This window comes from Desulfobulbus oligotrophicus (assembly GCF_016446285.1).
Lineage (GTDB): Bacteria > Desulfobacterota > Desulfobulbia > Desulfobulbales > Desulfobulbaceae > Desulfobulbus > Desulfobulbus oligotrophicus.
In genome coordinates, this window is record NZ_CP054140.1 from 2735524 (window position 1) to 2749251 (window position 13728).

General features: G+C 50.9%; 11 protein-coding genes. 3 read left to right on the plus strand and 8 right to left on the minus strand.

Features of this window, described 5'->3' with window-relative positions; translation table 11 throughout:
- Positions 1-82: 82 nt before the first annotated feature.
- The 6 genes from HP555_RS12545 to HP555_RS12570 form a co-directional block, all read right to left on the minus strand.
- Positions 83-2194 (minus strand): SulP family inorganic anion transporter, encoded by a 2112-nt coding sequence (locus HP555_RS12545; RefSeq protein WP_199262920.1) that lies wholly within the window; start codon positions 2192-2194, stop codon positions 83-85.
- A 45-nt stretch (positions 2195-2239) separates the two neighbouring features.
- Positions 2240-3091 (minus strand): universal stress protein, encoded by an 852-nt coding sequence (locus HP555_RS12550; protein ID WP_199262921.1) that lies wholly within the window; start codon positions 3089-3091, stop codon positions 2240-2242.
- A 944-nt stretch (positions 3092-4035) separates the two neighbouring features.
- Positions 4036-4221, minus strand: a complete 186-nt coding sequence (locus HP555_RS12555; RefSeq protein ID WP_199262922.1) for a hypothetical protein — start codon at positions 4219-4221, stop codon at positions 4036-4038.
- A 2-nt stretch (positions 4222-4223) separates the two neighbouring features.
- Positions 4224-5921, minus strand: a complete 1698-nt coding sequence (gene leuA / locus HP555_RS12560; protein WP_199262923.1) for a 2-isopropylmalate synthase — start codon at positions 5919-5921, stop codon at positions 4224-4226.
- Between the two features lie 249 nt (positions 5922-6170).
- The gene (gene fbp / locus HP555_RS12565; protein WP_199262924.1) at positions 6171-7187 is read right to left on the minus strand and encodes a class 1 fructose-bisphosphatase; all 1017 of its coding nucleotides are present in this window, start codon (positions 7185-7187) and stop codon (positions 6171-6173) included.
- A gap of 50 nt (positions 7188-7237) precedes the next feature.
- Positions 7238-8800: a leucyl aminopeptidase gene (locus HP555_RS12570; RefSeq protein ID WP_199262925.1), complete on the minus strand. Its 1563-nt coding sequence runs from the start codon at positions 8798-8800 to the stop codon at positions 7238-7240.
- Positions 8801-8957: 157 nt separating this feature from the next.
- On the opposite strand from HP555_RS12570, the gene HP555_RS12575 reads away from it, so the two are divergent.
- Both HP555_RS12575 and HP555_RS12580 read left to right on the plus strand, forming a co-directional pair.
- Positions 8958-9992: a CNNM domain-containing protein gene (locus tag HP555_RS12575; RefSeq protein ID WP_199262926.1), complete on the plus strand. Its 1035-nt coding sequence runs from the start codon at positions 8958-8960 to the stop codon at positions 9990-9992.
- Between the two features lie 224 nt (positions 9993-10216).
- The gene (locus HP555_RS12580) at positions 10217-10891 is read left to right on the plus strand and encodes an SH3 domain-containing protein (RefSeq protein WP_199262927.1); all 675 of its coding nucleotides are present in this window, start codon (positions 10217-10219) and stop codon (positions 10889-10891) included.
- Between the two features lie 14 nt (positions 10892-10905).
- Here the strand turns inward: HP555_RS12580 and HP555_RS12585 are convergent, their stop codons facing one another.
- The gene (locus HP555_RS12585) at positions 10906-11991 is read right to left on the minus strand and encodes a S1C family serine protease (RefSeq protein WP_199262928.1); all 1086 of its coding nucleotides are present in this window, start codon (positions 11989-11991) and stop codon (positions 10906-10908) included.
- A gap of 106 nt (positions 11992-12097) precedes the next feature.
- On the minus strand, positions 12098-12298 hold the full coding sequence (locus tag HP555_RS12590; RefSeq protein WP_199262929.1) for a DUF2065 domain-containing protein: 201 nt from the start codon (positions 12296-12298) through the stop codon (positions 12098-12100).
- A gap of 175 nt (positions 12299-12473) precedes the next feature.
- Between HP555_RS12590 and purM the strand changes: the two genes are divergently transcribed.
- Positions 12474-13532 carry a phosphoribosylformylglycinamidine cyclo-ligase gene (gene purM / locus HP555_RS12595; RefSeq protein WP_199262930.1) on the plus strand — a complete coding sequence of 353 codons (1059 nt, stop codon included), beginning with the start codon at positions 12474-12476 and terminating at the stop codon, positions 13530-13532.
- Positions 13533-13728: the final 196 nt, after the last annotated feature.

The window sequence follows — 13728 nt, forward strand, 5'->3', positions numbered from 1 at the left end:
CGGAAGGCCGGCACAGCGTGTCATCCTGAGATCAGCGGCACCGTTGTGAACCGGCCCGGATCTTTTCCCTGCCGCCTTATGGTTACGACCTGAACAGTGCACAGGCATCATCTTCCTCACCCAAGCGGCAGGATATGGCCAGAAGTGCCTGATTTTCTGTAGAGAAGATATTCTGCTCTCCGATGACTCGGTACAGACCCGTTGCCCGCATCACATCAAGAACCTGCTTTTTCAACCCGGAGAAAACCATCTCTATTCCTGACTGCTGTAACTGTGCCACCAGGTTGTGAAGCATCTCTTCACCTGAAGAGTCGATGAAGTTGATTGAATCGCCAACCACAAGAAGAAACTGAGCCTCATGGTTGTCAGCCACCGCACCCAGCACCGCATCTTCAAAATGGGCAATGTTGGCAAAGTAGAGCGAGCCGTCAAAACGAATGGCCACCACTTTGGTTGAGGTTGCCAGATCAGGATGGTACTTCACATCGCGAAGAGTACCATCTTTGTAACGCCCCAGGATCGCTACCCGGGGAGCCATGGTACGATACAGATAATGTCCGATGGCAAGCAAAGCTCCAACCATGATCCCCTTGTCAAGGTGAGGTGCGGCAAGCAGAGTGACTGCAAATGTGACCAGTGCCAGCAGGCCATCGGCACGACTCGCCTTCCAGATATGACGAAACGCCCGGGGGGTGATCAGCCCGGTTACTGCCAGAACAATGATAACCGCGAGTACGGCTTTGGGTAAATGGTAGATGAGTGGCGTGAGAAACAGAAGAGTGACAGCCACAAAAAACCCGTTAAAGACCATGGCCAGACCGGTTTGTGCTCCGGCTTGCAGATTGATGGCAGATCCGGTAAACGAACCGCTGGCCGGATACGACTGGAAAAAAGAACCACCAATATTTGCCATACCCTGGCCAATCAACTCCTGGTTGGGATCAATACGCTGTTTTGTTTTACCGGCCATGGCTTTCGCCATGGAGATTGATTCCATAAAGGCAACCAGAGCGATGACCAGAGCGGCACTCATCAACTGTAAAACACCGTCTACAGTTATCGCAGGAATGCGTAAACCGGGCAAACCAGCAGGTACAGTACCGACCACCTCACCGCCGCCGCTCAACCTCAGCACATCCTGCTCAATTTTCCTGATATGCCACCGGCGACCGTCGGTCCTGTCCTCCGCCGGAGCCATCCCCATCTGATACAGTTGGGAAGACTGTCCTTCCATGGGAACGGTCCGCACGAAGTACAACTTATGAATCCCGCGCATCCGATGGCGATTTTCCTGTTCAGCCGTCTTGATGTCAAGGCCCATCAGCTCGATTCTATAGCGTAAGTTTGCGGACTTACGGTGATCACCCTCTTTTTCCGCCTGCCTTAACTGAACGGAGAGTTCAGCAATCCGGCTGCTCATGCTCTCGATACGCTGAGCAGTGGCACCGTACTCTTCAACAAGCTCCCGGGTCTCCGGCGTCACAACATCACCTATCCGGCCGGTCTCTTTGTGTTCAAACCCGATGAGAGCACTGATCAGAGTCGTCAGGGCGACCACCACCAGCACGCCGGATTTGGCGAGAAAAGCCACCCGTTTAACCGCCAGCATGAGGACCAGACTGAATATCGACATCGCAAGGGTCGGCAGATGTGTCAGAGGTATGTACCCAAGCATCTCCCACACATCCACAAGGAAAAAATCACTGCGTCCTTTGGGAATACCAAGGAGCATATCCAGCTGGGAAAGGCCGATGATAAGAGCGGCCGCATTCATGAACCCTAAAATAACCGGATGGGAGACAAAATTAACCGCACTGCCGAGTTTAACCACACCAAGAAAGAGCTGAATACAGCCGACCAAAAGGGTCAGCAACAGCACCAGACCGATGTACTCCTCAGATCCGGGTACAGCCATCGGAGTAACAGCAGCTGCGGTCATGAGAGAAAGAATAGCCACCGGGCCAGTGGCAAGTTGACGGGAAGAACCCCACAGAGCGCCGATAATAGCCGGTACCAGCGCAGTATACAGCCCAAATTGCAGTGGCAGACCCGAGAGTTGGGCATAGGCCATGGCTTTGGGTACCAAAATCAGAGCGCCGGTGATACCGGCCACCAAATCACCACGGAAAATGAGCCAGGACAATGGGAACCAGGAAAGAAAAGGAAAAATCCGCAGCACCTGTTGACGAATCATGGAAAACTCCGAGAATGAAAAAGAACGACCGGCTGCAACACTACCTCAAGCCGTCACTACCAAAACAGAGCACCGGGACCGGCCGATGATATTATCAGCAATGTGCCCTTTAAACACCTTGGGCATGCCGCCTTTACTCCGGTTACCGATCAGAATCATATCAACGTCGCGGGTATCGGCTGTTTTCAGGATCTGTTCCACCGGGTCACCAACTTCGAGAAGAAATTCGCAGGGGACCGGTGGCGCCGCCTGCTCTGTCAACAGAGAAACTTCCTCAAGCAGCGCTCGGGCACTCTCGCCCTCTTCCTCTGAAGGTGCCACTGCCAGCATAATAATCTGCTGCAAGGTGGTACAGGTGTGCCCCAGGCTGATCGCCTCCTCTATCGCCCTTCGGCTGTTGGCCGAATTGTTGATCCCCACCAGGATCCGGTTGCCGCTTATTATAAAATCCTTGGGCGCGACCAGTACCCGGGGAAACCCCTGTTCCATCACCTTGGCCGTCATCTTCCCGACAAGCAATGACAGCCGGCCGGCCTTGCCATGCCTGCCGATGAGAATAACATCGGCTCCACGCAACCTTGCCTGTTCAACAATGGTTTTCTCCGGACTGCTGGATCCAACCACCACAACTTCGAGGGTGACGCCGATATCTCTGGCCATGGCCCGGATATAATCAAAATGCGGTGTGAGTTTTTCGCGACCTTTCCGCACTTCAAAGTTAGCAGCTGTGATCGATTCAACCTGGGTATGAACGACATGAAGAACAATCACTGTCGCCTGACAGGCCTGACCAAAAAACATAGCCTCTTGGATGGCTCCATCACTGAACGGGGAACCATCGGTGGCGAGCAGCAGGGTTTTAGCCTCGCCAAGTAAACTGGTGGAGAAACGATCCATAACAACTCCTCGAACAGTCGATGAGTGAGGGGTGACTATACGATGACAACAATGATGTACTGCTCTCTTTCCGAAACAGCACCAACTGCTGTATTGCAGTGATGCTTGCCCTTTTGAAGCGATCCGGTTGTTTCATTGAAACAAAGGTGATGCTCTACCTTCCAGAGTATCTCTGGCAAACCAGCCGATAAAAGTAAAGCTCCCATTTTCTAGCAAGATCAGGACGTTATTCGATAATTTCCTCAACTGTTTCTTGATAGTGTACAAACAGTGTCATCGTCAAGCTCTTTTCATAACCGTACACAGCGGGTTGCTTCAGACAGCATGCCTGAGGTGTCGAGGTAAACAGTCAATATCCCTGCACATTCCCTTGTTGCCCGGGCAGATATGACCTATCCACAGGGACATGGCACAACCAGCCGCACGAACCATGCAGCCTCCTTTGCCCCGAGCTGTTCCCATCAACAGGATCATGGTGAGACAACATTGTCCAGCCGCTCTGTACAAAGCGTTGACAGAATTTGATGTTAATTTCAGAAAACAGAATGGTTTTCCCAAAGGCAAGACGGTCTGTACGGATCAGGATGGAGTATCGTGAATAAAACCAGGTCAACCTGTACAGCCGCACCGGGAAGTGAGTTCTTTTTTCCGGACCTTCATCCACCAGACGATGGCAGTGGATATGCTGTGCAGAGTCTGGGATGCGGCTATGACGGAAATAAAATTTTTGGTGATACCTCAAACAAAACCCGATCGCTCAAGATCAGACCGATAAAAACAGCACGTTTTTATCAAAAATCCTTATCATCGGGATTTTTCTGAACACCCCTTTTTACCGTTAGCCCTGTCCCCCGACACCGGCTCCATCAAAAAGACAGAGCCGGTTCGGTGCCGGAAGAGCGGGAGGTCTGCAATCGCCGTGCATACCAGCCATTCTCTTGAAATCACTGTATTTTCGCAGCCAGGACAGATGGTACCGCGTCAGGATCATCAAAGGATTCGCCAACAGCCTTGCCGGCTCCATCCATACACTGATAGGGAGGGATGACTCTGTGAACCTCTTCTGTTCCAGACAACAGCGAAGTACCGATGACCAGAGTCTCCCATTCAAAGACAGCGCTTTCCGTCACCGTCAATGCTGTCCCTTTGCTTTTGCCGCTGAACGGTTCAAGGCACTGAGCAGAGATTTAATGGAGGCAACGATAATATCCGTATCCACACCCGCACCCCACCAGCCTTCATTATCCTGGTCGAGAATTTCAATATAACTCACAGCCTTGGCAGAACTTCCCCGGGTAAGGGCATGTTCATGGTACGAGTGGAGCACAAAACGCAAACCAAGCCCATCGCGCAAGGCGGTGCAAAAGGCATCCAAAGGACCATTGCCACTGGCCCGGATGCTCTGTTCCCCTCCTTTGGTCACCACCACGGCCTCAATTTCGGCTATGGACTGTTCCTCATCACGATCAAAATGACGTTTTATCACGTTAAAGGATTTCAGGGCATACCCGTTAACGTTGAACAGGTACTCCTTTTCAAAGGTCTGGAAGATCATCTCCGGTGACAGCTCATCACTGCAGGCATCGGACACCTCCTGTATCACCCTGCCAAAGCCCGGCCGCATGTCATTGGGTAACTTAAACCCGAACTCATGCTCCATAATGTAGGCTATCCCGCCCTTACCGGACTGACTGTTGATCCGGATGATTGACTCGTAGGTCCGGCCGACATCCTGTGGATCGATCGGCAGATAGGGCACTTCCCAAAGCCCGCTTTGCGTCAGTTCCAAAGCGGTCATCCCCTTGTTGATCGCATCCTGATGCGACCCGGAAAAAGCAGTATAGACCAACTCCCCGGCATACGGATGGCGGGGATGAACCTTCATTTTAGTACACCGTTCATAGACATTGATCACCTTGTTAATCCGGGAAAAATCCAGTTCCGGATCAACACCCTGGCTGAACATGTTGAGGGCCAGTGTAACAATATCGACATTACCGGTCCGCTCACCGTTACCAAACAGGGTCCCCTCAACCCGATCAGCACCGGCCATCAGCGCCAGTTCAGTGGCAGCCACAGCCTCGCCCCGATCATTATGGGCATGCACACTGATCAGGACGCAGTCACGATTTTTCACGTGCCGACAAAACCATTCAATCTGATCTGCATAGATATTCGGAGTTGACATCTCAACCGTGGCCGGCAGATTGATTATCATCGGTTTTTCAGGAGACGGTTCCCAGACGTCCATGACAGCCTCACAGATCTCCAGGGAAAAATCCAACTCCGTGCCGGTAAAACTCTCAGGTGAATACTCGTAACGGATGATGGTCTCTGCTCGTTCTGCCTGTTCCCGAATGAGCTTTGCTCCGGTGACTCCAAGTTCTATGATCTCCTTCTTATCTTTTTTAAACACCACATCCCGTTGCAGGATTGATGTGGAATTGTACAGATGCATGATAGCTTCACGAGCTCCCTGGATCGAAGCGAACGATCTCTTGATCAGATGTTCACGGGCCTGGGTCAACACCTGCGGGACAACCCCTGTCGGAATATGGTTGCCTTCGATTAACAAACGGAGGAAATCGTATTCAATCTGTGAGGCAGAGGGAAAACCGACCTCGATCTCTTTGAAGCCGATCTGTACAAGTAACTGAAACATCTCCAGTTTCTCCTCTACATTCATCGGCTGAATGAGTGCCTGGTTCCCATCACGCAAATCCACACTGCACCAGATCGGGGCACGTGTGATCATCTGATCGGGCCATCTGCGGTCCTGCAATGGTACCTGTGGGTACGGTCGATACTTACGCAATTTTTCCTGATTCATCTCTTTCCTCCATCATCAGGCAAAAAAAAAAGCCACGGTTCGAAAACCGTGGCTTATAAGGGGCGAATGTCGTGAGCTTGTCAGAACACACCTTTCTCCTCTGCCACGGTTGATCCGTGTAGTCGGCTAAGAAGAAGATGTGCTAGTGTACAAGTCATAATTCGTTGCATGATTAATTTGCTCACATACTAAGAGTCTCCTGCTCTGTTTGTCAAGCACGAAAACAAGAATAAACAGTAGAGCTCAATATTACATTTCACCACGTAAAAATTTTTCAGCAAGATCAACATCCCGCCTGGAGCCAATGATCAGCGGCACTCGCTGATGGAGGTTTTTCGGCTCAATGTCCAGAATACGACGGCCATCATCGGTAATAGCACGCCCTCCCGCCTGTTCGACAATCAGGGCCAAAGGCGCTGCTTCATAGAGAAGCCGCAACTTGCCTTCGGATTTTTCTCCGCTCTTCTTGTCGCGGGTATAAAGGAAGATGCCGCCCTTAATCAGGTTCCGATGAAAATCAGCCACCAGTGACCCGATATAGCGCAAGCTGTACGGTCCATTGCCACCATCGGCTCTTTTTAAGTAATTGATGAAGTTCCGGGTGCTATCAAACCAATGGTCGGCATAGGCCTCATTCACGCTGTAATAAAGCGATGTTTCCGGGATTTTGATATCAGGATGACTGAGGAAGAATTCGCCGACACTTGGATCAAGAGTAAACCCATGCACCCCGGAACCGGTGGTGTACACCATGACTGTTGACGAGCCGTAAATAATGTATCCGGCGGCAACCTGTTGAGTGCCCTTTTGAAGCAGATCTTGAGCGTTGCCCTGGCCGGAAGGGCTGATGCGCCGATGAATGGAAAAAATAGTGCCGATGCTCACATTGACGTCGATATTGGTCGATCCGTCAAGAGGGTCAAAGGCAATGGTATAGTTCCCCTCGTAACCGTCAAGCACAGGAATAATATCGTCCTCTTCCTCTGAGGCCATGACACAGACATGGCCGCACTGCTCCATGCGCCGCTTGATGGTCTGGTTGGCAAAGACATCGAGTTTTTGTACGTTCTCACCCTGAATATTGGTCCGCCCGGACTGCCCGAGGATATCGGCCAGGCCGGCCATGTTCACCTCGGCACTGATTATCTTACCGGCCACAACCAGATCATTCAGCAGACTGGTCAACTCACCGGTGGCCTCCGGATGCAGGCGCTGATCGTCCATAATCTGGCGACTGACGGTGATTCCTTTTCTCTTGACGAGCATATCGTTCTCCTTGAGCTGTTATGGGACAAAGGCGGGTGCCGGATTACGGTTTAATGCCCGCTGTCAGCAGACTCCAGAGGTTGCCGGAGTTCCAGCCAGGCAACCAGCGTCCGGACACCCGTCCCTGACGGACCTTTAGGGACATAGGATTTTTCAGTAAAATCCCAGGCCGTACCGGCAATGTCAAGGTGAGCCCACGGGATTTCACCAACAAATTCCTGTAAATAACTAGCGGCAGTGATGGTGCCGGCACTGCGATCACTACCGGCATTTTTAATATCCGCCACCTTTGAATCGATCTGCTTTCGGTACTCCGGTCCCAACGGCAACCGCCAGAGAGGTTCGTTGACCCGAGCCCCGGCCTCTGTCAGTTGAGCAGCCAGTTGATCGTTGTTTGTCAGCAAACCGGTATAATGATGACCAAGACCAATAACCACAGCACCGGTTAGGGTGGCCAGATCCACCACCGCCTGCGGCTTGTACCTCTCAATACCGTACGCCAGTGCATCGGCCAGGATCAACCTTCCCTCAGCATCGGTATTGATGATTTCCGAAGTTTTCCCGCCATAATGACGGATAACATCACCAGGTTTAAGGGCGGCCGAACCGGACAGATTTTCCGTTGCCGGAATCAAACCAACAACATTGACCCCGGTAATACCGATCTCGGCAATGGCCTGCATGGCGGTAAGAACTGCCGCTCCACCGCACATATCATATTTCATGTCTTCCATGCCGGCGGAGGGTTTGGTGCAGATACCGCCTGAATCAAAGGTCAGGCCTTTACCGACCAGGAGGATGGTTGGATCTGCTTTGCTGGTCTGGTACTCCAACACAATCAGATACGGAGGCAGGGCAGACCCCTGGTTGACCCCTAAAATTCCGCCCATCTTCAATTCTTCTAAATCAACGCTGTCTAAAATCTCGCACTGAAGCGGAAGTTTTTCTGCCAGCTTTTGGGCGTAATCGGCAAAATCAGATGGAGTCCAGCCATTGCCGGGCTGATTGGCCATGTCACGAGCCGCATTGACAGCCTCAGCAAGGATACGTCCTCGTTCCAGCCCTCTGTGTGCCTCCCGGGACTCCGAATGATCGGCACCCAGTAAAAACTGCTCTACCCTCATAACAGCAGCAGCATCTTCTTTCGGGCTTTTATACACATCAAACTTATAACTTCCCAGTAACAGTCCCTCGCTCACACATTCGGCGATATCAGACGTATCAAGCTGATAATCTTTTGGTAAAACCACCAGCACGTCTTTCGCCTTCAGTACGCCTGCCTGTTTGGCGGCTGTACCGGCCGACAGCCGCAACTGTTCCCGACGGGTATTGGAGGCCTCACTCTTCTTGCCGAGTCCAACGAATAAAAGGCGTTTAGCATGAGACAACCCCTCTCCACCGCCACTGATCAGACCGGGATACATAAGAAAAACCTCCTCCCTAGCCCCCTTGAAATCACCGAGGTCACGAATCTGTAACAGAAATCTGCAGAGATCCTCATTGCATTCCGTAGTAACGGGGGCATCTTCCTCAACAAAATAAATGAGTAAATCGCCGGAGAAGGTCTCTACCGGAGCATCGAACAGTTGTATGGGTATTTGACGGGTATGCACAAATAATATCCTTGACGTAAAGAAAGCTCCATATTGCTTTAAAAGCACTGAGAACTGTTTATTATCGGTATTTACACTAAACTTAACTGAACCTCAATCGTCAAAACCATCAGCTTGATGGCTCTTCTGTAAAACACTGCTCTCAACGGAGATAACCGTGCTGCTTGTGTTCATTTTAGCTGTAACGACCGCGCTTCTGGTCTCTGCAACCTGTTCCCTTTTTGAAGCAATTCTTCTTTCTCTGACTCCGGCTCAGATCGAGATGATGATCGAAACCCATCCCCGTCGTGCCAATGGTCTTAAATATCTGAAGGAGCACATTGAACAACCTATTACCGCCATTCTCACCCTGAACACCATCGCCCATACCATTGGTGCATCTGTTGCCGGTGCCTCTGCAGCCGCACTGTTTGGTCCAAACGGCCTGATCTGGTTTTCGTTGATATTCACCCTCACCATTCTGCTGTTAACAGAAATCCTCCCTAAAACCATTGGGGTCAACTTTGCCAAACAGCTGGGCCCTCACATAGTTCTGCCGCTACGGCTCACGATAACTGTACTCCTTCCTCTGATCTGGCTGGCCCAATGGATGACCCGTCTGGTACCCAACAGCCAGGGAGCCCATCATATTTCAGCAGAAGAGCTGAAAACCATTGCCAGCATGAGCAGAAAATCCGGGGAAATAGAGGCGGATCAGGAAACGGTTATTGCCAATGTGCTGCAATTGGGCAAAAAAACTGTCCGCCAGGTCATGACACCGCGAACCGTCACCTTTTCAGTCGAACAGAGTCTCGCCATAAAAGAAGCGGCTCGCATGGAAGAAAAGTGGCGTATGCACAGTCGAGTACCGATTTACGATGGTGAGCCGGATAATGTTGTCGGCGTTGTTCTCAGTCAGGATGTACTGATGGCAGCAGCAGTTGGACAAAATTCACTCAAGCTGTCTCAAATTATGCGCCCCGTCCATTTTGTGCCGGAAACCGCACCTCTTGACGCCATTTTTGTCGAATTCTTTGAACGACACCAGCATCTTTTTGTGGTTGTCGACGAATACGGCAGTGTAACCGGAGTTGTGAGCATGGAGGATATTCTCGAGGAAATCATTGGCCGGGAGATCGTTGATGAATCGGACAAAGCCCGCAACATGCGAGAGCTGGCAATGATTCGCAAGAAAAGGTTGCATACTGTGTAATGCAGCGTAAAAAAATGATTGCAGCGATAAACCATACTTGGCAATCACGGACATTTTGTGCTAGCGTGCCCTCGACTGACTGTACTCCGAACGACCAAGGCCTTCTCAATACATATCGACAACCCCGTGCCCGGATATTACTCACCAACTGTCTCCACTTTTTCCATGACATTACCTATATGATCCGTCTCTAGCAGGTTGCTTTTTCCTTTCGGGATAGCTGTATGAAATGTTTTCCATGTATTTTCTCCAAAGTATGGATCGTCTTTTTTGTTGTGCTTGTGCACCAGACAATCACGCCGGTCTACGCTGAAATCCTCTACATCAAGCCAAGCCTCGAAGTATTCATGCGGAAGAATCAGGGTGACAATGCCAGAATCGTTGCCACCGTTCCCATGGGTACGGCTGTGGATCTGCTCCAGGGTGGGAAAGAATGGTCACGCATTCGGCTACAGGATGGGAGAACAGGATGGGTACGAAGCCGATTTCTAGGGACGTCGCCGTTGATTCCCGTGGTCAACATCAAACCCGGAGTGGGACCGGACGGCTCAGTCATTGACCCGCAGGCACGATTTCGCGATATTGTGAATGAGAACGATCGATTGCGCAAGGAGTTGACTTCCTGTACCACGGACCGCAGCACCTTGGCTGATAAATATCAGGCCCTGGCTGCCGATCCCAACAGTACGCTCTACACACAGACACATCTGGGAGAGGCCCGGAAGGAGATCGAAGAGTTACGGAACAAACTGACGGCAGCTGAAATTGAAGTCACCGTGCTTCGCAAAAATCAGTCGATCAAATGGTTTTTTACCGGTAGTTTAGTTATTCTACTAGGATGGCTGCTGGGCAAAATGACCGGTAACGGCAAGAAGAAATACTCCTCTCTCCTTACCTGAAAGCCTGCTCAGCACTACTGCATTGCCTCCAACGTGACGTGTACCTCAACCGTTGTCTCATCACGCAGCAGCGTCAACAGCACACTCTGGCCGACCTCGTACCTCTCGATCTCGTCACGAAATGCATTGTAATCTGCAATCTTCTTGCCATTAACGGTCAGAATAATATCACCAAGCACCAGACCATCCCGGACTTGAGTGGTGCCGCGCAGTCCTGCTTTGGCTGCGGATGAACCGGGCTGCACTTTCAGAATCAGGATCCCATCCAGGCCCAGACCTTCTGTCAGACGCCGATTTGCCAGAGTTATACCCAGACCGGGGCGTATCACCTTTCCCTGACTGATGATCTGCGGCACAACTCTGTTGACCTCACCAACCGGCACAGCAAATCCAATGCCGGAACTGGCCCCGGACGGACTGTAGATAGCAGTATTCACTCCGATCAGGCGACCGGCGCTATCCAAAAGGGGACCACCGGAATTACCTGGATTTATGGCCGCATCTGTTTGAATAACATCATGGATGGTGCGCCCCGTGACCGCTGTAATCTCCCGCCCGAGGGCACTTACAACTCCAGTGGTCAAGGTCTGATCCAATCCAAAAGGATTACCAATAGCAAACACCTTCTGCCCAACCAACAGGTCTGTGGAGTCTCCGACTGTGATAGGCTGCAGTTTTGCCGCCGGAGCACTTATCTGCACCACTGCCAAATCACGATCCGGCGCTGCCCCAACCAGTACCGCTTTCCAGGTGGTATGATCCGCCAAAGTGACCTCTAACCGGGAAGCATCGGAAATTACATGAAAGTTAGTGACAATTCTCCCCTGGTTGTCCCAGATGAAACCGGATCCTGTTCCCTGAGGAATCTCATACACATTGAGATTAAACAGATTTCGACGCAGCGCGATACTGGTGATGTACACAACCGATGGAGCAGCATTTCGAAAAATCTCGATGGTATTCTGTTCGTCCGCTGCCAGATCACCACGAGCCGCCACCGGCCGTGACATTGCTTTCGGATCCAGTAACGGTGGCTGGACAGTTTGATAAAACAGCCAACCGATGACCAGAGCAATAACAACAAGTACCCATGATCTCATAACATATCCTGCACAGTACGTATGATTGCAGACCTGTTCATCCCGACAACACCCAACCGACCAGTCAGGTTATTTTGCTGAAGAGACTGTTTTTCTGAACCACGCCTCAGCTGAACAGACCGGTCTTTTGCGCAAGGTAGCAGAGCAGAAATCCGACTGCCATGGCCACTCCCCCAAGCCGGCGGAGTTGGCGAGGCGACAAGACCAGAATCTGACGAAGCCAGCGTTGCATGGATTCAGGTGCGGCCACATACGGCAACCCTTCAAGAATCATGACCAGCCCTATAAGGGTGACAAGAAGTTTCATATTGGTCGCTTTACCAAAAAGCAATCAACTGCGCAAGAAACCACAAAGGTATTGACAAGATCTGATGAGAAAAAGTACCGTGCATCTTCTTATGAAACGTTGACTCCTTACGATAAGAACTATTTATCGACACTCCTGCTCACCACCTGGTCGTTTAAACCGGACACAGATATCCATGACTCAATCTTCCTCAAAATACAGCGAAGCCGGCGTCGATATTGACAAAGGCAATCTTTTTGTCTCCAGGATCAAAAACATTGTTGCCGAAACCCATGGCCCGGGTGTCCTTTCGCATATCGGCGGGTTTTCCGGATTATTTTCCCTCAGCAATGAAAAACTTAAAGATCCGGTGCTCGTTGCCTCAACTGATGGTGTCGGCACCAAACTGGCAGTGGCCAAGCTCTGTAACAAGCACGATACCATCGGCATTGATCTGGTGGCCATGTGCGTTAACGATGTGGTTGTGAGCGGTGCCAAGCCATTGTTTTTTCTTGATTACTTTGCCTGTAACGCCTTAGATCTCAAAGTGGCTGCCGATGTGGTGCGCGGGATTGCCACAGGCTGTAAACAGGCAAACTGCTCGCTCATCGGTGGCGAAACAGCCGAAATGCCAGGCTTATACCAACCCGGAGATTACGATCTGGCCGGTTTTGTGGTCGGTATTTGCGACGCCGACGCCATCATTGACGGCAGTAACATCCGTGCAGGTGACAAGATAATCGGTCTGGCATCTTCCGGTTTTCATTCCAACGGTTATTCACTGGTGCGCAAGGTCTTCTTTGAAGAGCTTGGTAAAAATGTTGACGATTATATCACCCCCCTGGGTTGCACTGTCGGTGAAGAACTCCTGCGTCCGACCAGAATATATGCTGACAGCATGATGAGTATTGTGCAGCATTTTGCAGTCAAAGGAGTCATCCATATCACCGGCGGCGGATTTATCGATAATATCCCCCGTATCCTGCCGAAAGGCTGTACTGCCCGCATCAATGCGGGCAGTTGGCCGATCCTCCCCTGCTTCACGTATCTGCAGGAAATGGGAGGCATAACTCCTGGCGAGATGTATCGGACCTATAATATGGGCATCGGTATGATGGTTATCGTTTCTGCCAGTGATGTTGAGAACATACAGCGCCAATTTCGTGACCATGGTGAGCAGCCTTACCTGATTGGTGAAATCCAATCAGCCGAAACCGGCAGCGACCAACAGATATTTATCGATGGTGTATACTGATCCTTCCTGATTCTTGAAAAAGATGCAACAGCGCCTTCTGCCTTCGGCTGACAGGGTAACCGCTTGCAGACTGATCAGTTACCTAGTCGGCCATGAAAAACTCTCAACGAGTTGGAATATATGGATAAAAATTGAAAAATATAGCACTGTAAATTGCAGGATATTGCACTTTTCCCCTTCAATTTCTGGTGATTTT

What these genes read in the sequence shown, in the direction of transcription:
- HP555_RS12585 (WP_199262928.1), bottom strand. Translation starts at nt 11,991, where the DNA reads ATGAGATCATGGGTACTTGTTGTTATTGCTCTGGTCATCGGTTGGCTG.
- HP555_RS12590 (WP_199262929.1), bottom strand. Translation starts at nt 12,298, where the DNA reads ATGAAACTTCTTGTCACCCTTATAGGGCTGGTCATGATTCTTGAAGGG.
- leuA (WP_199262923.1), bottom strand. Translation starts at nt 5,921, where the DNA reads ATGAATCAGGAAAAATTGCGTAAGTATCGACCGTACCCACAGGTACCA.
- HP555_RS12550 (WP_199262921.1), bottom strand. Translation starts at nt 3,091, where the DNA reads ATGGATCGTTTCTCCACCAGTTTACTTGGCGAGGCTAAAACCCTGCTG.
- purM (WP_199262930.1), top strand. Translation starts at nt 12,474, where the DNA reads ATGACTCAATCTTCCTCAAAATACAGCGAAGCCGGCGTCGATATTGAC.
- fbp (WP_199262924.1), bottom strand. Translation starts at nt 7,187, where the DNA reads ATGCTCGTCAAGAGAAAAGGAATCACCGTCAGTCGCCAGATTATGGAC.
- HP555_RS12580 (WP_199262927.1), top strand. Translation starts at nt 10,217, where the DNA reads ATGAAATGTTTTCCATGTATTTTCTCCAAAGTATGGATCGTCTTTTTT.
- HP555_RS12545 (WP_199262920.1), bottom strand. Translation starts at nt 2,194, where the DNA reads ATGATTCGTCAACAGGTGCTGCGGATTTTTCCTTTTCTTTCCTGGTTC.